22 protein-coding genes are annotated in these 23095 nt (G+C 58.8%); 8 read left to right on the top strand and 14 right to left on the bottom strand.

Translation table 11 applies throughout. The features are described 5' to 3' along the window. Positions 1-56 precede the first annotated feature (56 nt). Complete coding sequence (locus E6W33_RS05945) at positions 57-710, bottom strand: CoA transferase subunit B (protein WP_136415312.1); 654 nt, start codon at positions 708-710, stop codon at positions 57-59. Continuing rightward, a complete protein-coding gene (locus tag E6W33_RS05940) occupies positions 707-1378 on the bottom strand; it encodes a 3-oxoacid CoA-transferase subunit A (RefSeq protein ID WP_136415310.1) in 672 nt (223 codons plus the stop codon). Before E6W33_RS05940 ends, E6W33_RS05945 begins: the two co-directional genes overlap by 4 nt. 263 nt (positions 1379-1641) lie before the next feature. Here E6W33_RS05940 and E6W33_RS05935 point away from each other — a divergent pair, with 263 nt between their 5' ends. From E6W33_RS05935 to E6W33_RS05905, 7 genes are all read left to right on the top strand, one after another. After that, complete coding sequence (locus E6W33_RS05935; protein WP_136415308.1) at positions 1642-2499, top strand: IclR family transcriptional regulator C-terminal domain-containing protein; 858 nt, start codon at positions 1642-1644, stop codon at positions 2497-2499. 73 nt (positions 2500-2572) lie between these two features. Then, positions 2573-3625 carry a hypothetical protein gene (locus E6W33_RS05930; RefSeq protein WP_136415306.1) on the top strand — a complete coding sequence of 351 codons (1053 nt, stop codon included), beginning with the start codon at positions 2573-2575 and terminating at the stop codon, positions 3623-3625. Then, entirely contained in the window at positions 3622-5316 is a 1695-nt protein-coding gene (recJ, locus tag E6W33_RS05925) for a single-stranded-DNA-specific exonuclease RecJ (protein ID WP_136415304.1), read from the top strand. The genes E6W33_RS05930 and recJ overlap by 4 nt, the downstream gene beginning before the upstream one ends. 86 nt (positions 5317-5402) lie before the next feature. Further along, positions 5403-6507 (top strand): peptide chain release factor 2 gene (prfB, locus tag E6W33_RS05920; protein ID WP_136415302.1). Its coding sequence is split into 2 segments (ribosomal slippage): positions 5403-5483 and positions 5485-6507, totalling 1104 coding nucleotides; the frame shifts between segments, so codons are not numbered across the junction. Positions 6508-6538: 31 nt separating this feature from the next. Beyond that, the gene (gene lysS, locus E6W33_RS05915; protein ID WP_136415300.1) at positions 6539-8071 is read left to right on the top strand and encodes a lysine--tRNA ligase; all 1533 of its coding nucleotides are present in this window, start codon (positions 6539-6541) and stop codon (positions 8069-8071) included. A 223-nt stretch (positions 8072-8294) separates the two neighbouring features. After that, positions 8295-8975: a glycine zipper 2TM domain-containing protein gene (locus E6W33_RS05910; protein WP_136415298.1), complete on the top strand. Its 681-nt coding sequence runs from the start codon at positions 8295-8297 to the stop codon at positions 8973-8975. A gap of 220 nt (positions 8976-9195) precedes the next feature. Further along, a complete protein-coding gene (locus E6W33_RS05905) occupies positions 9196-10761 on the top strand; it encodes a PAS domain S-box protein (protein WP_168798547.1) in 1566 nt (521 codons plus the stop codon). A 17-nt stretch (positions 10762-10778) separates the two neighbouring features. Here the strand turns inward: E6W33_RS05905 and iscX are convergent, their stop codons facing one another. The 12 genes from iscX to uvrB all read right to left on the bottom strand — a co-directional run bounded on the left by iscX (position 10779) and on the right by uvrB (position 21683). Further along, entirely contained in the window at positions 10779-10973 is a 195-nt protein-coding gene (iscX, locus tag E6W33_RS05900; RefSeq protein WP_136415294.1) for a Fe-S cluster assembly protein IscX, read from the bottom strand. A 14-nt stretch (positions 10974-10987) separates the two neighbouring features. Continuing rightward, the gene (fdx, locus tag E6W33_RS05895; protein ID WP_136415292.1) at positions 10988-11326 is read right to left on the bottom strand and encodes an ISC system 2Fe-2S type ferredoxin; all 339 of its coding nucleotides are present in this window, start codon (positions 11324-11326) and stop codon (positions 10988-10990) included. 57 nt (positions 11327-11383) lie between these two features. Continuing rightward, the gene (hscA, locus tag E6W33_RS05890) at positions 11384-13249 is read right to left on the bottom strand and encodes a Fe-S protein assembly chaperone HscA (RefSeq protein ID WP_136415290.1); all 1866 of its coding nucleotides are present in this window, start codon (positions 13247-13249) and stop codon (positions 11384-11386) included. A gap of 38 nt (positions 13250-13287) precedes the next feature. Beyond that, positions 13288-13803: a Fe-S protein assembly co-chaperone HscB gene (hscB, locus tag E6W33_RS05885; protein WP_136415288.1), complete on the bottom strand. Its 516-nt coding sequence runs from the start codon at positions 13801-13803 to the stop codon at positions 13288-13290. Between the two features lie 86 nt (positions 13804-13889). After that, positions 13890-14213 (bottom strand): iron-sulfur cluster assembly protein IscA, encoded by a 324-nt coding sequence (gene iscA / locus E6W33_RS05880; protein ID WP_136415286.1) that lies wholly within the window; start codon positions 14211-14213, stop codon positions 13890-13892. A gap of 53 nt (positions 14214-14266) precedes the next feature. Then, entirely contained in the window at positions 14267-14668 is a 402-nt protein-coding gene (gene iscU / locus E6W33_RS05875; RefSeq protein ID WP_136415284.1) for a Fe-S cluster assembly scaffold IscU, read from the bottom strand. Between the two features lie 36 nt (positions 14669-14704). Beyond that, positions 14705-15958 (bottom strand): IscS subfamily cysteine desulfurase, encoded by a 1254-nt coding sequence (locus tag E6W33_RS05870; protein ID WP_136415282.1) that lies wholly within the window; start codon positions 15956-15958, stop codon positions 14705-14707. 17 nt (positions 15959-15975) lie between these two features. Then, positions 15976-16449, bottom strand: coding sequence for a Fe-S cluster assembly transcriptional regulator IscR (gene iscR, locus E6W33_RS05865; RefSeq protein ID WP_136415280.1), 474 nt, complete (start codon positions 16447-16449; stop codon positions 15976-15978). A gap of 267 nt (positions 16450-16716) precedes the next feature. Then, positions 16717-17682: a hypothetical protein gene (locus E6W33_RS05860; protein ID WP_136415278.1), complete on the bottom strand. Its 966-nt coding sequence runs from the start codon at positions 17680-17682 to the stop codon at positions 16717-16719. Positions 17683-18016: 334 nt separating this feature from the next. After that, complete coding sequence (locus tag E6W33_RS05855) at positions 18017-18514, bottom strand: low molecular weight protein-tyrosine-phosphatase (RefSeq protein ID WP_136415749.1); 498 nt, start codon at positions 18512-18514, stop codon at positions 18017-18019. 203 nt (positions 18515-18717) lie between these two features. Further along, positions 18718-19509, bottom strand: coding sequence for a uracil-DNA glycosylase (locus tag E6W33_RS05850; protein ID WP_136415276.1), 792 nt, complete (start codon positions 19507-19509; stop codon positions 18718-18720). A 68-nt stretch (positions 19510-19577) separates the two neighbouring features. Further along, positions 19578-21683, bottom strand: a complete 2106-nt coding sequence (gene uvrB / locus E6W33_RS05845) for an excinuclease ABC subunit UvrB (protein WP_136415274.1) — start codon at positions 21681-21683, stop codon at positions 19578-19580. A gap of 122 nt (positions 21684-21805) precedes the next feature. Here uvrB and E6W33_RS05840 point away from each other — a divergent pair, with 122 nt between their 5' ends. Beyond that, entirely contained in the window at positions 21806-23020 is a 1215-nt protein-coding gene (locus tag E6W33_RS05840) for an amino acid aminotransferase (protein WP_136415272.1), read from the top strand. Positions 23021-23095: the final 75 nt, after the last annotated feature.

The following is a 23095-nucleotide window of genomic DNA, read 5'->3' as shown; positions in this document are numbered from 1 at the left end:
GACATGGCGCTATTTAACACCCTTTACCCGATCCCTGCACCTGTGACGCAGCGCATTCATGATTTGGAAAATGGTTGATAGACCAGCGGCACGCCGGTGATCTCCTGCAATGCATCGAAGCCCAGTCCGTCGACGATTTCGCGCACCACCAGCCCCTGCGGCGTCACGTCGATCACCGCGAGATCGGTATAGATGCGATCGACGCAGCCGATGCCGGTCAAGGGATAGCTGCATTGAGCGACGATCTTGCTCTCGCCGTTCCTGGTCTGGTGTTCCATCATGACGAAGACGCGCTTGGCACCGATCGCCAGATCCATCGCGCCGCCGACGGCCGGGATGGCGTCCGGTGCGCCGGTATGCCAGTTGGCGAGGTCTCCGCCGGCCGACACCTGGAATGCGCCCAGCACGCAGATGTCGAGATGGCCGCCCCGCATCATCGCAAACGAATCGCCATGATGGAAGAAGCTGCCGCCTGTCAACAGGGTGACCGCTTGCTTGCCGGCGTTGATGAGGTCTTCATCTTCCTCGCCGGGTTTGGGTGCGGGGCCCATGCCGAGCAGGCCGTTCTCGCTATGCAGGAAGATATCGCGATCGCGCGGCAGGTGGTTCGCTACCATCGTCGGCAGGCCGATGCCGAGGTTGACATAAGCGCCCTCGGGGATGTCGCGCGCCACACGCGCGGCAATCTGTTCTCGCGTCAGTCGCTTCATTTCCCATTCCCTTGTAGCACCACCCGCTGAACGAAGATGCCGGGCGTGACGATCACCTCGGGATCGAGCGCGCCGAGCGGAACGATCTCAGCCACTTGAGCAATCGTGCATTTGGCCGCCGTCGCCATGATGGGGCCGAAATTGCGCGCGGCCTTGCGATACACCAGGTTGCCCCAGCGATCGCCGCGCAGTGCCTTGATCAAGGCGAAGTCGGCATGGATCGGCGACTCCAGCACATAGTGGCGGCCATCGATCAGGCGTGTCTCCTTGCCTTCCGCCAACAACGTGCCGTAGCCGGTCGGGGTGAAGAATCCGCCGATGCCGGCGCCCGCGGCACGGATGCGTTCCGCGAGATTGCCCTGCGGAGCGAGTTCCAGCTCGATCTCGCCGGCGCGATAAAGCGCATCGAATACATGCGAATCGGACTGCCGCGGGAACGAGCAGATGATCTTGCGCACGCGCTTCGCCTTGAGCAGCGCCGCCAGCCCGGTGTCACCGTTGCCGGCGTTGTTGTTGACGATCGTGAGCTCACGCGCCCCCTGCGCGATGAGCGCGTCGATCAGGGCGGCCGGCATGCCGGCATTGCCAAAGCCGCCGATCATCACTGTCGCCCCGTCATGCACATCCGCCACCGCTGCCTCGAGCGACTCGCATGTCTTGTCGATCACTTCGTTTCTCTCTTCTGCATTTCTCGGGATACGGATGGCCTTGTTGCCCGGACTTGGCTGCCGGCACACCGGCCATTCCCATTTGACTTCGTTCGATAAACGAACTAATGTCTGCCTATAGAACATGATTGAGTGTATCGACGTGCAAAACCGGACGTCAAGGCGGCCATTTGAAATGTGTGCGAATGCCGAACACATTGCACAGAGACCGAAACGGCGTGAGCGGAGCAGATCCTTGCGCAAACTTTCCTTTTTGAGAACTCATGGCGACAACCGATAACAAAACGGAAAATCCGGCCGATGAAACCGGTACGGTACCGGCAGCAGCAAAGAAATCCCTGACCATCGCCGAAGAAATCGACGCGCTGACCGATCCGAGCTTCATGACCTCGCTCGCGCGCGGCCTCGCCGTGATCCGGGCATTCAGCGATCAGCGGCGCAGTCTCACCATCGCCCAGATCAGCCACAAGACCGGAATCCCGCGTGCGGCGGTCAGGCGTTGCCTGCATACGCTCAAGCAGCTCGGGTATGCCGATTCCGACTCCAACAATTTTTCCCTCAAGCCCAAAGTCCTGACGCTCGGCTATTCCTACCTGTCGTCGACGCCGCTGACGGTGTCCGCGCTCCCTTATCTCAACCAGATCAGCCGCGCGCTGAACGAGTCCTGCTCGCTGGCCGTACTCGATGAAAACGAAGTCCTCTACGTGGCGCGCTCGGCGACCTCGCGCATCATGTCGGTGGCGCTCAATACCGGCAGCCGCTTGCCGGCCTATTGCACCTCGCTCGGCAGGGTCATGCTGGCCCACATGCCGGCCGACGCCCTTGATGCCTACCTCGCAAAAGTCGAACTGAAGGCCTACACGCACCGCACCGTCGTTTCCGCCGAACGGCTGAAGGAAATCCTCGAAGGCGTGCGCGAAAACGGCTATGTGATCGTCGAGGAAGAACTGGAAGTCGGACTGCGCTCGATCGCGGTGCCGGTGCGCGGCGCCTCGGGAAACGTCGTTGCCGCCCTCAACGTCGGCGCACAGGCGACCCGCGTGACCAGCAAGCAGATGAAGGAACAATTCCTGCCAGTGCTGTTGCGCGGCGCACAGGAGCTTGCCGTCCTGCTGCCCTGAATGCCCCTCATGTCAGTGCGGTAGCGCCGAATGAGCGTGGAGGCCTTGCGTCGTTTGGCCTACAATCGCGGGCATGACTCATCTCGACATTCTCATTCCCTTCGGTTTGCCGCCAGCGGAACTGTCCGCCGACCTGTTGAAGGAACTGCAATCCCCCGCACTCGCCATGTTGACTTCCCGCGCCAGCTCGGGGACCTGTTCGCGCGAGGATTTCACCGGTTTCACCAGGGCACTTCCGCACGAAATCTGGATTACACGCCAATTCGGCGTGGCGGCCGCGCTGGACGGCACTGGAAGCCCACCCATCGCCCATGCATTGATGCAATCGCTCGGGCTCGATCCCGGCGAAGGGACCTGGTTCGTTCTGCAACCCGTGCACATTCACGTCGCACGCGACCATCTCGTGCTCACCGACCCGCGTCAATTGATGTTGTCCGAGGAAGAATCGCGCACGCTGTTCGACATCGCCGCAGCACTCTGCGATGAAGTCGGCAAGCGCCTCGTGTTTGGCAATCCCGGCACCTGGTTCCTGCGCGCGGATGACTGGAACGCGCTGCAAACGTCCAGCCCGGACGCGGCATCCGGACACAACATCGATATCTGGATGCCCACGGGCAAAGGCGAGCGCGACTGGCGCAAGCTGCAGAATGAGATACAGATGCACTGGTTTAACCATCCGATCAATGAAGCACGCGAAATGCAAAGTGCGAAGCCGGTCAATTCCGTCTGGCTGTGGGGCGGAGCGATGCCCTCCCCGCTGCCGAACGAATACACCGATGCGTTCAATCTCGCCGGCTGGCTGCAAGCGTTTGCGCACGCGGTGACGCGCACCGCGCATGCGCCGACGGCGAACGCGTTGATCGCGGCGAAACCCGCAAGAGCGCTGCTCGCGCTCGATGCCTTGCAGGAACATGCACTGGCCAATGATTGGGGCCGCTGGCTGGAAGCAATGCACGTGCTTGAAAAAGCATGGTTTGCTCCTCTGCACGACGCGATCAAGTCCGGCTCGCTCGATCGACTGAGCTTGATCCTGACCAACGACAAGCGCATTGCGCACTCCACGACAACCAGGCCGTCCCTGCGAAAATTCTGGGTCAAGCCATCCCTGGAAGCATTGCGTCCATGACCAGAATCACGACACGCTCCTACCCGTTCCGCAATGCCGAAATGCTGCGTCAGCAAGGCGTGCATCCCGTACTGGCTCGTCTTTACGCCGCGCGCGGCCTCGCCGACATGCGTGAACTGTCGAGTGAATTCGCCGCGCTGATAGCTCCCTCCGGCCTGCTCCACATTGACGTCGCTGCAGCGTTTCTCGCCGATGCGATCGGGGCCGGCAAGAAGCTGGTCATCGTCGCCGACTACGATTGCGACGGCGCAACCGCCTGCGCAGTCGCCTTGCGCGGCTTGCGCGCGCTCGGCGCCAATGTCGATTTCATCGTCCCCAACCGTTTTGAATACGGCTACGGCCTCACGCCGGAAATCGTCGCACTGACTGTGCGAGAAAAGGCGCCGGACATCATCGTTACCGTCGACAACGGCATCGCCAGCATCGACGGCGTCGCCGAAGCAAAACGGCTTGGCATCGAAGTGGTCGTAACCGATCATCACCTGCCCGGCGACGCGCTGCCGGACGCGCGCGTCATCGTGAATCCGAACCAGCCATCCTGTGGATTTCCCAGCAAGAATCTCGCCGGCGTCGGGGTCATGTTCTACGTGTTGCTTGCGTTGCGCGCCGAACTGCGCAGGCGCGGCGTCTTCGATGCACAGAATCAACCCAAGCTCGACACGCTGCTTGACCTGGTCGCGCTTGGCACAGTTGCCGACGTGGTCAAGCTGGATGCGAACAATCGCATTCTGGTCGCGCAGGGCTTGAAGCGCATGCGTGCCGGCCGCATGCATCCCGGTATTGCCGCCCTGTTCCGCGCTGCAGGCCGGGAAGCGCGGCGCGCCACCCCCTTCGATCTTGGCTTTGCTCTTGGCCCGCGCCTGAACGCGGCGGGAAGGCTGGCGGATATGTCGCTGGGCATCGAATGCCTGACCACCGATGACGAAGGCCGCGCGTGGGCGATCGCGCAGCAACTCGACACCATCAACCGCGAGCGGCGCGACATCGAAGCGGACATGCAGGACACGGCGCTGGCATTGCTGGACAGCTTCGATCCACACAACAACACCACCATCTCGGTTTTTGACGAGACCTGGCACCAGGGCGTGATCGGCATTGTCGCTTCGCGCCTGAAGGACAAGTTCTACCGGCCGACGATTACCTTCGCACCGGGCGGCGAAGGCCTGATCAAGGGATCCGGCCGTTCAATCGCGGGCTTCCATCTGCGCGACGCGCTGGATCTGGTGTCCAAGCATGCCCCGACGCTGATTCAAAAGTTCGGTGGCCACGCCATGGCCGCCGGCCTGACGATCGGCGCTGACAACTTCGAAGCTTTTTCCAGGGCATTCGAGGCAGTCGGCCGCGAGTGGCTGACCCAGAACCAACTGGAACGCGTGATCGAAACTGACGGAACGCTGGAGGATGCCTATTTCACAACCCAGTTCATCGAACTGATCGACGAACAGGTGTGGGGACAGGGCTTTGCACCGCCGGTTTTCTGCGACGAATTCCGTGTGCTGAACCAGCGCATCCTCAAGGAAAAACACCTGAAGCTGATGCTCGAAAGAAACGGCCGCCGCTACGACGCCATCTGGTTCGGTCATGTCGACGACTTGCCGGAACGCGCCCTGATTGCCTACCGGCTGGACGCGAACGAATACAACGGCGTGACGCGTGTGCAATTGATGGTGGAGCACGCGCAGCCCGCCTGAGCTTGCGCGGCGCGCGAGCCCCTCCCGGCGACTGGAAAGCCCTGCAGTCGAGTATAATGTAGGGTTTGATTGCAATAGAAACCGCCATGGAAGCCGAACGCCTCAATACCCTCTCCTCACTGCTCGCGGATCTTTCCACCCGCGCAGCCGAACTACGGAGGTATCTTTGACTTCGATGTGAAGTCAGAGAAGCTGGAACAAGTCAACGCCGAACTGGAAGACCCCAACGTCTGGAACGATCCGAAGCGTGCCCAGGACCTCGGCCGGGAAAAGAAATCGCTGGAAGCGATTGTCCTCACGCTCAGCAAGATCGACACCGACCTCGCGGACGCCCGCGACCTGTTCGAGATGGCGCGCGAAGAGCAGGATGAAGACACTCTTCTCGCCATCGAAACCGACACCGAAGCACTGAAGAAACTCGTCGAAGGCATGGAGTTCCGCCGGATGTTTTCCAATCCGATGGACCCAAACAATTGCTTCATCGACATCCAGGCAGGCGCCGGCGGCACCGAAGCGCAGGACTGGGCCTCGATGCTGCTGCGCCAGTATCTGCGCTACTGCGAACGCAAGGGATTCAAGGTGGAAATCCTGGAACAATCAGACGGTGAAGTCGCCGGTATCAAAACCGCGACCCTCAAAGTCGAAGGCGATTATGCCTACGGTTTCCTGCGCACAGAGACCGGGGTGCACCGCCTGGTCAGAAAATCGCCCTTCGATTCCGCCAACGGCCGCCATACCTCGTTCTCGAGCATCTTTGTCTATCCGGAAGTGGATGAGTCAATCGACATCGAAATCAATCCGGCCGACGTACGCGTCGATACCTACCGCGCATCCGGCGCGGGCGGCCAGCACATCAACAAGACCGATTCCGCCGTGCGCCTGACCCACGCGCCATCCGGCATCGTCGTTCAATGCCAGAACGACCGCAGCCAGCATCGCAACCGTGCCGAAGCGTGGGAAATGCTGAAATCGCGCCTGTATGAACAGGAATTGCGCAAGCGCATGAGCGAACAACAAAAACTGGAAGACTCCAAGACCGACGTCGGCTGGGGCCACCAGATCCGCTCCTATGTGCTTGACCAGTCACGCATCAAGGACCTGCGCACCAATTACGAAGTCGGCAACACCAAGGCTGTCCTCGACGGCGACCTGGACGAATTCATCGCTGCATCGCTCAAGCAAGGTGTGTAAACGCTCATCGCCATCCCATTCAAAATCGCCCATGTCCACAACCAACCAAAACGAACAAGCGGCCCCGGCCCAAGACGAGAATTCCATCATTGCGGAGCGTCGCGCGAAGCTCGCTTCGATTCGCGAGCAAGGCATCGCCTTCCCGAATGATTTCCGCCCGGAGCACAAGGCCGCCGACCTGCACGAGCGCTACGACGCGCTGGACAACGAACAACTGGAGGCGCAACCGATCCCCGTATCGGTCGCGGGCCGCATGATGCTCAAGCGCGTGATGGGCAAGGCGTCGTTCGCCACCATCCAGGATGCGTCCGGCCGCAATGCGGATGGGCGCATCCAGCTCTACATTACCAACGACAATGCCGGCGAAGCCACGCATGCGGCATTCAAGCATTACGACATGGGAGACATTCTTGGCGCGGAAGGCTTGCTGTTCAAGACCAAGACTGGCGAGTTGTCCGTCAAGGTCACCGCCCTGCGCCTGCTGACCAAGTCACTGCGCCCCCTGCCCGACAAGTTCCACGGACTGGCCGATCAGGAAATGAAATATCGCCAGCGCTACGTCGACCTCATCATGAGCGAGGACACCCGGCGCGCCTTCAAGGCACGTACTGCCGCCATGTCCTCGATCCGCCGCTTCATGAGCGACAACGGCTTCATGGAAGTGGAAACGCCGATGCTGCATCCGATTCCCGGCGGCGCCGCGGCCAAGCCCTTCATCACGCATCACAACGCGCTCGACATGCAGATGTTCCTGCGCATTGCACCCGAGCTCTATCTGAAGCGCCTGGTGGTCGGCGGTTTCGATCGCGTCTTCGAAGTCAACCGCAACTTCCGCAACGAAGGCGTTTCGCCCCGCCACAATCCTGAATTCACGATGATGGAGTTCTATGCCGCCTACGTGGATTACAAGTGGCTGATGGATTTCACCGAAGCAGTCATCCGGCAAGCCGCAATCGATGCGCATGGCACCGCGACACTCACCTACCAGGGTCGCGAACTGGATCTCTCCAAGCCCTTCCATCGATTGACCATCATCGACGCGATCAAGAAATACGCGCCGCAGTACACCGACGCGCAACTGAACGACGCAGCCTTCCTGAAGCAGGAATTGAAGAAGTTCGGCGTCGAGCCGCACATCATTTCCGGCCTCGGAGCGCTGCAATTGTCGCTGTTCGAGGAGACTGCCGAAGCACAACTGTGGGAGCCAACCTACATCATCGACTACCCGATCGAAGTGTCGCCGCTGGCCCGCGCATCCGACAGCGTGCCCGGCATCACCGAGCGTTTCGAACTCTTCATCACCGGCCGCGAAATCGCCAATGGATTCTCCGAGCTGAACGACCCCGAAGACCAGGCCGCACGCTTCCAGGCGCAAGTTGCCGCCAAGGACGCCGGCGACGAGGAAGCGATGTATTACGACGCCGACTATATTCGCGCGCTGGAATACGGCTTGCCGCCGACCGGAGGTTGCGGAATCGGCATCGATCGTCTGATGATGTTGATTACCGACTCGCCAAACATTCGCGACGTCATCCTGTTCCCGCACCTGCGCCGGGAAGAGTGATCGCCAAATCTATCCAGACCGACAAAACGGGACCGCGATACGGTCCCGTTTTTGTTTGTTTTGAACGGCATTTTGTGACAATTCACAGCACTGTCTTGAGCAAGATCAGCGGCGTTACAAAGGCTTACAGCTGACACACTAATCGGCTTTTTTGGGCTGAAGTTACCTTCGATAATCGTTTCATGCAATTGAATGCACGTTGTCCATGACACAGGAGGTAACAATGGAAAACAATAACCCGCTCAAACGAATTCATCCGCTGGTCGCAGGTGCCGCCGTTTCGGTGATGCTGGTGAGCCTGACAGGTGTTGCGGCAATTACCGGGCTGATTCCGAGTTCCTACAGCAATGCAGCACCGGCCGCCGCTGCCACGGCTGCAAGCCCAGCGACGGCAACCGCGACAACGCCGGCCGCGCTTGTGGAATCCAGACCTGAATCAGATGCGCCCGCTCAGGCTCCTGCACCTGAAAGACATGCCGCCGCACCGCGTCCGGCGCATACCGGCCACGCGCAAACGCATCACGCGACAAGCGGCGCTTCTTATGCGGTGGCACAAGCACCGGCGATCTGTTCCAGCTGCGGCAGTGTCGAATCGGTGCACGCCGTTCAGCAGCAGGCACAAGCGAGCGGCGTCGGCATGGTCGCTGGCGCACTGCTCGGTGGTGTTCTGGGCAACCAGGTGGGTGGCGGAAACGGACGCAAGGTCGCTACCGTGGCCGGCGCCGTCGGCGGCGGCTATGCCGGCAATGAGATCGAGAAGCGCACGCGCGGAACGACCACATATCAGGTTCGAGTACGCATGGAAAACGGCCAGATTCGCACCTTCCCGTATTCGCAGCAACCAGGCTGGAGCGTGGGCGATCGCGTCCGAGTCGTGAACGGTCATCTCACCTCACGCGCATAATCGATTCCTTCTGGAATCAATTATGGCAGCGACAAAGGCGGCAAGTTTGCCGCCTTTTTTGATTTCCGCGCTGCCACGCTTTCTCGAACCAGCAATTCCCGCTTGCCTTGGCGCCCCTGGCACCGCATACTTGTTTTTTTGGCACCATGCCACGGACTTCCAGCCATTTTGGGAAATGCAGGTTGCGGGAAATATGAATGGAAAACTGACATCAGCGTGGATGCGTAAGCGCATAATCAAACAACTTGATAGCCGCTCGTCCGATGGCATGACCGTCGCCGATTCCGGGCAGCCGACCTCGAACCTGCAGCTCTATCAAACCAAGCTTGAGGCCGAGAACCTACTGCTCAGACAGGTCCGCACCGAGTATGAAGCGCGGCTCGCACGCTATGCCGACCTCTATGACTTTGCACCCGTGGGTTATTTCACGCTCGGACGTGACGGCATCATCCACGAGGCCAATCTTACGGGGGCCGGCCTGCTGGGACTGGACCTCTCGGCGCTGATCGGTCGCCGCATGGTGGAATTCGTTCCGGCGGAAACGCGCGACGCCTTCGATGATTTTCTGGAGCGAGTTTTCCACAGCCCGGCCAAGGAAGCCCGGGAGATTCCCTTCCTTCACGCCCAGGACCGCATCTTTTTCACCCATGTCGAAGCCAATGTCGACCATAAAAGCAACCTCTGCCGCATGGTCGTTTGCGATATCAACGAACGCAAGCAGGCGGAACTCGCGTTAATCGAAAGCGAGGAGCGATTCCGGCTCATGGCGGATTCGGCGCCTGTGCTGATATGGGTCACCGGTCCAGATCAGCAATATCTGTGGTTCAACCAGGTCTGGTTGAGCTTTACCGGCCGTTCACTGGAGGAGGAATTGGGCACGGGCTGGACCGAAGGCATCCACCCGGATGATGTCCGGTCCTGCATGGACACCCAGTCCGCAGCGTTCCGGGCACGCCGGCGTTTCAGCATCGAGTATCGTCTGCGCAGTCGCCAGGGAGACTATCATTATGTGCTGGCGCATGGCGTGCCGCGTCACTCGCCGTCCGGGCGCTTCCTCGGCTATATCGGAAGTTGCACCGATATTTCTGACCACAAGAAACTGGAAGAAGAACTGCAGCATTCGCGGCAGATTCTCCGTCACCTTGTTTCCTACCAGGAGCGGGTAAGGGAGGATGAGCGCAAGCGTATCGCGCGTGAGATTCACGATGACCTGGGGCAGAACCTGCTCGCACTGCGCATCGACGTATCCATGCTCCATACCCGCACCGGGACCGCACATCCCAAGCTCAATGAACGCGTAAAAACAGCTCTCGGTCATATCGATGCGACCATCAAGGCTGTGCGCGCGGCGATCAACAATCTGCGCCCGACCGTGCTCGACTTGGGTTTGAATGCCGCAATCGAATGGCAGGTACAGGATTTCCAGCGACGCAGCGGGATTGCCTGCGAATTGAACACGGACGACGACATCAGCGTGGATGACACGCGTGCTACCGCGTTGTTTCGCATCCTGCAGGAATCGCTCAACAACGTCATCCGGCACGCACAGGCAAGCCAGGTAGGGATCGACTTGTATCGCGAAAATAACAAGCTGATCATGAAGATCGCCGACAATGGCATCGGCATCTATCCCGATTGCCGAAGGAAGGCGAACTCCTTCGGTCTGGTCGGGATTCAGGAGCGGATCAATGCGCTCGGCGGGGAACTGGTGATCGATACCGACCGGAACAAGGGCACAACCCTGATCGTTTCACTTCCGATGTCTCGCGGCGAACCGCTTGCATAAAGCGTATACGTCGGCGATTACTTCGCTTCTTCAATCCACGCCATCTGGATCGCCTCAAGCACTTTCTCTCCACCGCGCCTGGGATCGTCGTCAAAACCGTCCAGTTCGCAGACCCAGTTGTGCAGATCGGTGAACCGCACGACCATGGGATCGACATCGGGGTATTTGTCGTTAAGCTCTTCGGCAATGCGTGTGATCTCGTTCCATTTCATTATGCGCCTCCCGATCAATGATTTTCGCTGACCTGATTGATGGTGTATTTCGGGATTTCGACCACAAGGTCTTCCTTGTCGAGAATGGCCTGACAGGACAGGCGTGATGTCGCTTCCAGTCCCCATGCCCGGTCGAGCAGGTCTTCTTCCTTCTCTTCCGGTTCGTTGAGCGACTCGAACCCCTCGCGAACGATCACGTGGCAGGTCGTGCACGCGCAGGACTTTTCGCAGGCGTGCTCGATCTCGATATCGTTTTCAAGCAAGGCATCGCAGACCGACATGCCCGCCGGCGCTTCAATGACGGCGCCTTCCGGGCAAAGAGTCGCATGAGGGAGAACAACGATTTGGGGCACTTGGTTTACCTCGATGTGTAATTGCAGTCGATTCTGCTGTAGTTGCAGCGATTGTCTTTATGCGATCTGGTCGAGCTTCTTGCCCGCCAGCGCCGTCCGTACACTGCGATCCATGCGGCGAGCCGCGAATTCTTCTGTACCTTGCGCAAGGGCGTCAACCGCCGCCTTGATGGCGGAATGGTCTTCACCCCGCACTTTCTCCCGCACCGCTTCCATCAGTGCAGCCACATCCGACCTCTCCGCCTCCGACAGCAAATCGCCATCCGCATCGAGCGCCGACTGCGTTGCCAGGAGAATCCGCTCGGCCTCGACCTGTTCCTCGCGCAGGGCGCGCAGTTTCATGTCGATATCGGCCGAGTTGTAGGAGTCCTGCAGCATCTTCGCGATCTCCTCATCGGCCAGCCCGTACGAGGGTTTCACCGAGATCGATGCTTCCACGCCGGAGCGCTGCTCGCGTGCAGATACGGACAAAAGACCGTCGGCGTCTACCTGATAGGTCACACGAATGCGTGCCGCGCCCGCCGCCATCGGCGGAATACCGCGCAATTCGAATTTTGCGAGAGAGCGGCAATCGCTGACCAGTTCACGCTCGCCCTGCACCACATGGATCGCCATCGCGGTCTGGCCGTCCTTGAACGTAGTGAATTCCTGAGCGCGCGCGCACGGAATCGTCGAGTTGCGCGGGATGACTTTTTCGACAAGGCCGCCCATCGTTTCAATACCGAGCGACAAGGGGATCACATCCAGCAGCAGCCATTCGTCGCCGGCCGCACGATTGCCTGCCAGCAGGTTTGCTTGAATCGCCGCCCCCAGCGCTACCACTTTGTCGGGATCGATATTCGCCAGCGGCATGGTCTTGAAGAACTCGCCGACGGCCTTGCGAATATGCGGCATGCGCGTTGCACCGCCGACCAGCACCACGCCGTCGACATCATCGACTGTCAGTGCAGCATCCCGCAAGGCTTTGCGTGTAGGAGTGATGGTCTTCGCCACCAAGTGCTGGGTGATCTGTGCAAACGTGGCTGCGTCCAGGGTGAGATGCACTTCCTCGCCGGAATTCAGTGCAGCATCGATGTGCGTCTCGGCCTGCGAAGACAACAACTCCTTTGCCTCGCGCGCCTTCACCATCAGGATGCGTGTGTCCTTGTCGGACAGCGGCGCCAGCTTGGCCTGCTCGATGATCCAGCACAGCAGGCGATGATCGAAGTCATCGCCCCCGAGCGCGGAATCACCGCCGGTGGCGAGTACTTCGAAGACGCCTTTGGTGAGTTTGAGGATGGAAATATCGAAGGTACCGCCGCCCAGGTCATACACGGCATAGATACCCTCCGAAGCGTTGTCCAGGCCATATGCGATCGCCGCCGCCGTCGGCTCGTTGAGCAGGCGCAAGACGTTCAAGCCAGCAAGCTTGGCGGCGTCCTTGGTCGCCTGGCGCTGTGCATCGTCGAAGTAGGCCGGGACGGTAATCACGGCACCAACCAGATCATCGCCCAGCATGTCTTCCGCGCGTTGCCGCAGAGTCGCCAGGATTTCGGCGGAAACCTCGACCGGGCTTTTCACGCCCGCGATGGTCTTGAGCTGCACCATGCCCGGTGCGTCGACAAAATCATAGGGCAGGTTTTCGGCGTAGGCGATATCTTTCAGACCACGGCCCATGAAGCGCTTGACCGACACGATGGTGTTCTTCGGATCAGTGGTCTGCGCGGCCTGCGCCTTGTAGCCGATATGCGCATTGCCAGTCGGGAGATAACGCACGATGGACGGCAGCAGCGGCCGCCCTTCTTCATCGTTGAGCACTTCGGGAATACTGTTGCGTACTGTCGCAACGAGCGAATTGGTCGTGCCAAGGTCGATGCCCACCGCCAGCCGATGCTGGTGCGGCGCGGTAGACATGCCGGGTTCGGAGATTTGGAGTAGAGCCATATTATGTTGTCAGACGATGGGAGCGGCTGCCAAAATACTCAGCCTTCAAGCTTTTCAAAAACGGCCTGCACTTCTTCCCCGAATTTTTCGAGAAACATCAGCTGCCGCACGCCAAGCGCCGCATCCGTGAAATTGTGTGCATCGAGCAGCGTGCCGATATGCGCCACCTTGGCCTTGCGCACCACCTGCAATTCGGCATCCAGGGCTTCCAGCGCATTCATATCCTTGTCATGCTTCGCGTCCTCCAGCTCTTCGCGCCACTCCATCTGCTGCATCAGGAATTCGCGCGGCATGGCCGTGTTGGATTCAATCTGGAGGTCTATCCCGTTCAGTTCGCACAAGTATGCCGCGCGTTTGAAGGGACTCTTGAGCGTCTGGTATGCCTCGTTGGCCCGTGTGGCCCATTGCATGGCTACACGCTTCTCGGCGTCGGTGGCCTGGCTGAATTTATCGGGGTGAACGCGGCTCTGCACTTCACGAAAAGCCTGGTCCAAGGCCGTCAGGTCGATGGTGAAACGTTGCGGCAACTGGAAAAGCTCGAAGTGGTTTTGCATGACTATGTAAAACAAAAGCCTGTTCGTACATCAACAGGCTTGATAATGCGATTTGCTCCCTCGTCAGGAAGGAGCAGCGGTATTGATCAGATACGGAAGCTTTCGCCGCAGCCGCACGCGTCCTTCACATTCGGATTATTGAATTTGAAGCCCTCGTTCAAGCCTTCGCGCGCAAAGTCCAGCTCGGTGCCGTCGATGTAGGGAAGGCTCTTCGGATCGACGAATACCCGTACGCCATGCGACTCGAACACTTCGTCTTCCGGCACGCGTTCGTCCACATACTCCAGCTTGTACGCCAGGCCGGAGCATCCGCTGGTACGAACACCGATGCGTACGCCAGCTCCCTTGCCGCGCCGCTCAATGTAGCGAGAAATGTGTTTTGCCGCTTTTTCCGTTAGTGTGATTGCCATGATACTCAATCTCTTTCACAGTTCTACCCGGCCAGCGCCGGAGTGACAATAAATCAGGCTGCTTCCTTCGATTCGCTTGCGTGCTTGGTCTTGTAATCCTGCACTGCCGCCTTGATCGCATCTTCAGCGAGGATAGAGCAGTGAATCTTCACCGGGGGCAACGCAAGTTCTTCGGCGATCTGGGTATTCTTGATCGACATCGCTTCGTCCAGCGTCTTGCCTTTCACCCATTCGGTCACCAGCGATGACGAGGCGATTGCGGAGCCGCAGCCATAGGTCTTGAATTTCGCATCCTCGATCACGCCATTGGCACCCACCTTGATCTGCAGCTTCATCACGTCGCCGCACGCCGGGGCGCCGACCATGCCGGTACCGACGGTTTCATCGCCCTTCTCGAAGGACCCGACATTGCGCGGGTTTTCGTAATGATCGAGAACTTTTTCCGAATAAGACATCTTGATGCTCCTTTAACTTTGACAGTGCGGGACGGCTTAGTGGGCAGCCCACTGGATCGAATTGAGATCGACCCCGTCCTTGTACATTTCCCATAGCGGCGACAGTTCGCGCAGCTTGGCGACCTTGGTCTTGATGAGGTTGATCGTGAAGTCGATGTCCTCTTCGGTCGTAAAGCGGCCGATGGTGAAACGGATCGAGCTGTGCGCCAGCTCATCGCTGCGACCCAGCGCGCGCAGCACATAAGATGGTTCCAGGCTGGCCGAAGTACAAGCCGAACCGGACGATACCGCGATGTCCTTGATCGCCATGATCAACGACTCGCCTTCAACGAAATTGAAGCTGACGTTCAGGTTGTGCGGCACGCGGTGTTCCATGTCGCCATTGATGTACACCTCTTCCATCTCGGTCAGGCCCTTGGCGAGGCGGTCGCGCAATGCCTTGATGCGGACGATCTCGGTATCCATTTCTTCCCTGGCGATGCGGAAAGCTTCGCCCATGCCGACGATCTGATGCGTTGGCAATGTACCGGAACGCAAGCCGCGCTCATGACCGCCGCCATGCATCTGGGCCTCGATGCGTACGCGCGGTTTGCGACGCACGTACAAGGCGCCGATACCTTTCGGACCGTAGGTCTTGTGCGCGGTGAACGTCATCAGGTCGACCTTCCATTTTTCCAGGTCGATATGCACCTTGCCGGTAGCCTGCGCAGCATCGCAATGGAAAATGATGCCCTTGGAGCGGCACAGCTCGCCGATTTCCGGAATCGGCTGGATCACGCCGATTTCATTGTTGACCAGCATCACGGAAACCAGGATCGTGTCCGGGCGAATCGCTTCCTGCAATTGTTCGATGGTGATCAGGCCGTTGTCCTGCGGCTGAAGATAGGTTGCCTCAAAACCCTGGCGCTCCAGTTCACGCACCGTGTCCAGCACAGCCTTGTGCTCGGTCTTGACGGTGATGATGTGCTTGCCCTTGGTTTTGTAAAAGTGCGCCGCGCCCTTGAGCGCAAGGTTGTTGCCTTCGGTCGCGCCCGAAGTCCAGATGATCTCGCGCGGATCGGCGTTCACCAGTGCGGCGACTTGCGCACGCGCCTCTTCCACTGCCTTTTCCGCAGACCAGCCATACATATGGCTGCGCGAAGCCGGGTTGCCGAATTGCTCGCGCAAATACGGGATCATCTTGTCCGCCACACGCGGATCGACAGGCGTCGTCGCCGAATAATCCATGTAAATCGGAAAATGCGGAGCCTTGATGGTATCGATCAGTGTTTTTTCCAATGGGGCGTTCATACTATAAATAACTCCAATCAAGCTGTAGCGTGGGTGCGGGGCATCAGCACCACGTTATGGTCAGCAGTTCTCTGTCGCTGCTGATCCACCAAATCCTTCAAGGACACGGAATCCAGATACTCCACCATCTTGGCATTCAAGGTGGACCACAGGTCGTGCGTCATGCAACGGGTTCCGTGCTCATGGCCGGGGCTGTGACAGTTTTCCTTGCCGCCGCATTGCGTCGCGTCAAGAGGCTCGTCGACCGCAATGATGATGTCAGCGACCGTCACGTCCTCGGGACGACGGGCCAAGGTGTATCCGCCGCCAGGCCCGCGCACGGAGTCGACGATCTCGTGACGGCGCAACTTGCCGAACAACTGCTCCAGATAGGAAAGGGAAATCTCCTGCCGCTGGCTGATCGCGGACAAGGTGACCGGTCCCTTGTCCTGGCGCAGTGCCAAATCAATCATCGCAGTCACCGCAAAACGGCCTTTAGTAGTCAGACGCATAACCATCAACTCCAATATGAAACTTTATCCAAGTTCTATCGAATATCCCGGATTCCCGAATATTTTGGTCAAGTATATCAAAGTTGAGTGATTTCGTCAGGTATTAATGAAATAGGGAATTACATCGTTTTCAGGAAATGATTCAGCACTTCGGAGCGTTGCCCGGACTGTGACGACCGCCCGAAGGCCACGGGCAAGCAGCATTGCTGCATTGCAACTTAAACGGACGCTATTATTTCATATTTCATTTGTGCCCGCCGAGCGCCGCTACTGAAGCTTCAGGCGCACGAACAACATGTAGGAAACAGGCTCGGCGCCATAAGTCGGTATGGCACCAACAGGAATGAAGTGCTTGCTCACGAGCGCACCAACATCGAATTTGAGCGGGCCGCTGGTTTGCACGTCCTTGTAGTACCCCAGAGTCAGCTTGTTCATCTTGAACATCCGCTGAGGTGATCCGTTTTCATACAGAAGGTCGTCACTTCCCACCTGCTCCAGGCGGCTGAAAACCGTATGGACAACGTCGAATCGGAGCGCCGACTCAAGCAGATAGCCCGTTGTGGCCTCGCGATATTTCCTGGCAGTGCGGCCCCATGCCATGGTCGTTTGCCAGTCGCCGTCGCGAAATGGCCGGTAGTAGCTTGCCGAGATTGTCGCGCGGCGCGCGTCTCCGCTCGGCACGATCTGATCCAGCCCGACGAGCGTGCCGCGGCTGATCTGGAATGTCCAGTGATCCGAGGGATGGAAGGACAATCGGGTGGATCTGGCATCGAGGTGAAGAGCTTCGGTTTCTACCGGTTTCCGCTCATCTTTCAAGGCTTCGGACGCAGCCGTGCCTTCCAACTTCAGCCCGCGCCATGCATAACCGAGCGTAAGCCCCGCAGCGCGGTTATTTGCAGCGTCCAGCCAGTAATTGAGCGCGCCAGGGCCGGAGAGCTCAGATCCGAAGAAACTGCGCAGAGAGGAAACAGGCGGCCATAGTGAGGATACGCCCGGAAGATCGGCATAGCCGAATACCTCATGGCGCTCGCCCGCACGGAAATGAAATGGAACCTTGCCATCGGTGAATTCAGAATCAGGCCCGGTGTTCTCGGCCGCGATGCGCGCTTGCTCGACATCGCCGGCGCCCTTGGCAACCAAGTGAGGCGTCGACGGCGTCAATTCGTTTTCCACGTCGGCAGGATGCGCCTGCGCGCATGCCGAGCAGGCGATCAACCAACCCGCAGATGCCATTGCCGCTGTTAAAGGTGCCATCATCTGGTTATTGACGCATCAAACACCAACAGCTTAAGTCACGCAATCTCCATACCAAGACACGCAGCTTGCACCAATATTCCGTCCGAGCAACGCCTCTTCGTGAACGGGCGCTGTCGCCGGGATTCGTTCCCTTTCAAAAACCGGTCGACAAGCCTTCAAAGCAAGCCCTGTCACCGCATCAAGCGTAATTTTTACATGCGCCTGCAAGCTTTACTTCGAGGCGAACGCCTCCTTGCTTGAAGGACACGACAGGCGGCAGGCGTTCAAGCGGCGATGGTCATTTGGAATGATTATTCACTCCCTTCAATGATCAAGCGCCACGCTCCAGAATCAGGATTCCCTGAGAGATCGAGCGAAGCAGCCCTTGGCACGCATCCTCGATGTAATCAAACACGACATCGAAGTCCTTCGCGCCGCGATAGTAGGGATCATGGACGATGGTTGCCCTCCGCTTGCCTGCATAGCTCATCAGCAAACCGATTTTGGATTGATGTTCGGGCGGACACAGATTCTGCATGACTTCAAGATTATTGAAATCCATTCCGAGAACCAGGTCGAAAACATCAAAATCCGCCGCCACGAGATGGCGAGCGCGCAAGGAAGAAAGATCATAGCCGCGTCTTCGCGCCGCGGCCTGTGCGCGAGGATCGGGTGGTTCGCCGACGTGATAATCATGCGTGGCAGCCGAATCGACAATCACCTGATCCTGCAGCTTCGCGTCCGCCACGAGTTTGCGCATCACCCCTTCAGCAGTGGGCGATCGACAGATATTTCCCATGCAAACGAATAGCACACGACTTGTTTTCATCACCATTTCCGTTGCAATTCGAATAGCCGAGGGAGTGGCGTTCCACCCCATCCGCTCATCCATCCCATCTTCACGAAGTTTCCGGTCGAGCATCCTGATATGACGCAACAGCTCGTCGACTTTTTTCCGGGAAACGATTTGTCGCGATGCGAGGAAATGGCCGCCTTGGTTGCCAAACGTGGGTTGAGCCGGCTTTCCGCGTTTCAGCTTTGCTGTTGCAGGAGGCGCATCGGTCCGAACAGACCTTGCATGCTACGGTTTGCGATGAAGGACAGATTGTACGGATGTTCGGACACGGCACGCGGGAACCGGGCCGTTACATCCAGTGCATTCAGTTGCTCGGCGACCTTCCCCCAAAGCACCAGGGTCGGCGGCGAACTCGTGTTCCGCTCGGCGTGATCGGCAAGCGCCTTCAGGACAACCTGCAAAAACGGACGCCATGCTTTTGCATCCTTGAGCGGAGGCACGTCCGGACGGTAGACCAGCGTAGCGTTCAGCAGAAGAAAGCCGTGCCGGGTCAGGTTGGCCTGCAGTTCGGTCAATGTCTGAATGAACGAGGATCCTATCGCCCGCGCTCTCAATGAAATATGCGCAACGGCGTCACCCGATGCATTTTCCGGCGACAGCATGCCATCGGCGACAAGCAGCATCTTCATGAAGTTGCGTAGCGACGTTGCCCGGTTCACTTCCTTGGACAAGCCCTTTTCAGACCACAGGGATTCGACGGCGCCATCCATGAAACAGACTCCCGTGGCACTCCTCTCGCGTGGATATGGCCCCTCGCCGACCAGTACATAGCGAACCGCATTCAGCGGCAACGAAAACGCTGCGAACAGGCGGCCGTTGGTCGGCAGAAAGTTATCGATCGCGAGTGAAGGTAGATATTCCGGGTCCGCCTCGGCGATAGCCTCCAGCCCCCGAAGCAGGATCGGGCGCCAGGATGGATCCGCCGATGCAAGCGTGTCGAGGATGGCTACTGGAATGGACGAGGACATGGCGGATCAGAATAAAAACCGGGATTGTACCGCTGTCCAAGCCCGGCACGACAACGCGTCATGCGTGATTAGCGTGAATCTTGCTTACCCGTTAAGGATACGACGTTGTCCAGGCCCGGCGCCCCGAACAACTGCTGTTTCAATATGTGCAACTGATCGCGCACCTGCGCCGCCTTTTCGAATTCCAGATTCTTCGCATGCTCGACCATCAGTTTTTCCAGGCGCTTGATTTCCTTGCTGACCTGCTTCTCCGACATCGATTCATATCGCGCCTGCTCCTGCGCGACCTGCAATTCCTCGCGCGCTTCCTGCGGACTGTACACGCCGTCGATGAGCTCTCGCACTTCCTTCTTGATACCCGCCGGCGTAATGTTGTTCGCCTTGTTGAACGCGATCTGCTTGGTGCGGCGCCGGTCGGTCTCGCCGATGGCGCGTTTCATCGAATCGGTCATCCTGTCGGCATACAGAATCGCCATGCCATTGAGATTGCGCGCAGCGCGGCCGATGGTTTGAATGAGACTTCGCTCGGAACGCAGGAAGCCTTCCTTGTCGGCGTCGAGGATCGCGACCAATGACACTTCCGGGATGTCCAGGCCCTCCCGCAAGAGGTTGATGCCCACCAGCACATCGAATGTGCCCAGACGCAGGTCGCGAATGATTTCCACGCGCTCGACGGTATCGATATCGCTGTGCAGATAGCGTACCTTGATGCCATTGTCGCCGAGGAATTCCGTCAACTGCTCGGCCATGCGCTTGGTCAGCGTGGTGACCAGCACGCGCTCGTTCTTTTTCACGCGTTCGGTGATCTCCGACATCAGGTCGTCCACCTGCGTGCTGGCCGGCCGCACCAAAATCGCCGGATCAACCAAACCGGTCGGGCGGACCACCTGCTCCACCACCTGCCCGGCATGCGTGTTTTCATATTCTGCCGGCGTTGCGGACACGAAGACCGTTTGCCGCATCTTGCTTTCGAATTCCTCGAACTTCAACGGACGGTTGTCGAGTGCAGACGGCAGACGGAAACCGTAATCCACCAGATTCGTCTTGCGCGCACGGTCACCGTTGTACATACCGTTGAGCTGTCCAAGCAGAACGTGCGATTCGTCGAGGAACATGACTGCATCCTGCGGAAGATAATCGACCAGCGTCGGCGGCGGCTCACCCGGCTTGGCGCCGCTCAGGTGGCGCGAATAGTTCTCGATGCCCTTGGTGAAACCGATTTCCTGCATCATTTCGAGATCGAAGCGCGTGCGCTGTTCCAGCCGCTGCTCCTCGACCAGCTTGCCCTCCTTGCGGAACCACTCCAGCCGGTCGCGCAACTCTTCCTTGATGGTTTCAATCGCGCGCAGAACCGTGGAGCGCGGCGTCACGTAATGCGATCCGGGATAGACGGTAAAGCGCGGAATCTTCTGCCGCACGCGGCCGGTCAGCGGATCAAACAGTTGCAGGCTGTCGATCTCGTCGTCGAACATCTCGATGCGCACCGCCAGCTCGGCATGTTCGGCCGGGAAGACGTCGATGGTATCGCCGCGCACGCGGAACGTGCCTCGCGCAAAATCCACTTCATTGCGCGTGTACTGCATCTGGATCAGGCGCGCGATCACATCGCGCTGGCTGACCTTGTCCTTGGCGCGCAAGGTCAGGATCATCTGATGGTATTCGTTCGGATTACCGATACCGTAAATCGCGGAAACCGTTGCCACGATGACCACATCGCGCCGCTCCATCAGGGATTTGGTGCACGACAGACGCATCTGCTCGATGTGCTCGTTGATCGAGGAATCCTTCTCGATAAACAAATCGCGCTGCGGGACGTAGGCTTCCGGCTGATAGTAGTCGTAGTAGCTGACGAAATATTCCACCGCGTTCTGCGGGAAAAATTCGCGGAATTCGCTGTACAACTGGGCCGCAAGCGTCTTGTTCGGCGCAAAGACAATGGCCGGCCGCCCAAGGCGGGCAATCACATTGGCCATCGTGTAGGTCTTTCCGGAACCGGTCACGCCCAGCAAGGTCTGGTAAGACAAGCCATCCTCGATGCCTTCAACCAGCTTCGAAATAGCAACCGGCTGATCGCCGGCAGGGGGGAAAGGCTGGTAAAGACGATAAGGCGAACCGGGGAAGGTGACGATCTTCGATTCGTCAAGCGCGCTGGAAACCTGGGATAAATCTGCCATCTCGATTCGACCTTTGGTAAAATAATTAGTTGCACGTCAGTCGGAGGCTTTCCGGCCTTCAAGACTGCTCACAACCCGCTGCCAGGAACGATCTTCCGCAGTCAACTTTTCATGTTATCACGATGAGCCAATCCCATCCTGCCCCCCTCTTCAGCGCCATCGACATGGCGCCGCGCGACCCGATTCTGGGCATCACCGAAGCCTTCAACGCTGACAAGAACCCGAACAAAGTGAATCTCGGCGTCGGCGTTTATTACGATGACAACGGCAAGGTGCCGCTGCTCGAATGCGTGCGCAAGGCGGAAGCGCAACTGATGGAAAAGGCAACTCCACGCACCTACCTGCCGATCGAAGGCCTGGCGGCCTACGACAAGGCGGTGCAGGAACTGGTATTTGGTGCCGACAGCGCCGTAATTCAAGAAAAGCGTGCTGTCACGGCGCAAGCCCTCGGCGGCACCGGCGCGCTGAAGCTCGGCGCGGATTTCCTGAAGCGCTTTGCGCCGAACGCGCAGGTGTGGATCAGCGATCCGAGCTGGGAAAACCACCGTGCGCTGTTTGAATCCGCCGGCTTCGTCGTCAACAACTATCCGTACTACGATGTGGCAACGCGTGGCGTGAACTTCGACGGCATGCTGAATGCATTGAAGACCATGCCGGCAGGCTCCATCGTCGTGCTGCATGCCTGCTGCCACAACCCAACCGGCGCCGATCTCACCGACGCGCAATGGACCGATATCATCAAGGTCGTCACCGAGCGCGGCCTGGTGCCATTCCTCGACATGGCCTACCAGGGTTTTGGCGACGGCATCGATGCTGACGGCAAGGTTGTACGTCAATTCGCGCAAGCCGGCGGCCCGCTGTTCGTATCGAATTCGTTCTCGAAATCCTTCTCCCTGTACGGCGAACGCGTCGGCGCATTGAGCATCGTTGCCACCAGCGCGGAAGAAGCCGCGCGCGTGCTGTCGCAGTTGAAGCGCGTGATCCGCACCAACTACTCGAACCCGCCGACGCATGGCGGGCAAGTGGTCGCGACTGCCCTGGCAACGCCCGAACTGCGCAAGCTGTGGGAAGATGAACTCGCAGGCATGCGTGTTCGCATTCGCGAAATGCGCCAGGCACTGGTGCAGAAGCTGAAGGAAAAAGCGCCGGGACACAACTTCGACTTTGTGATCAAGCAGCGCGGCATGTTCTCCTATTCCGGCCTGACGAAGGAGCAAGTCGGGCGTCTGCGCGACGAATTCTCGATCTATGCTGTCGATACCGGCCGCATCTGCGTCGCTGCGCTCAACTCGCGCAATATCGACAATGTCGTCGATGCCATTGCCAAAGTGCTGTAAGTACACGCACCCCTCAATGAGCCTTCGGGCTCATTGATAAAGGCGGCAAACCCCAAGCAAAGTTTTGACACGGAC

Origin of the sequence: Herbaspirillum sp. ST 5-3 (genome assembly GCF_004804275.1) — a bacterium.
Lineage (GTDB): Bacteria > Pseudomonadota > Gammaproteobacteria > Burkholderiales > Burkholderiaceae_D > Noviherbaspirillum.
This window is presented reverse-complemented; position numbering and strand designations above follow the sequence as displayed.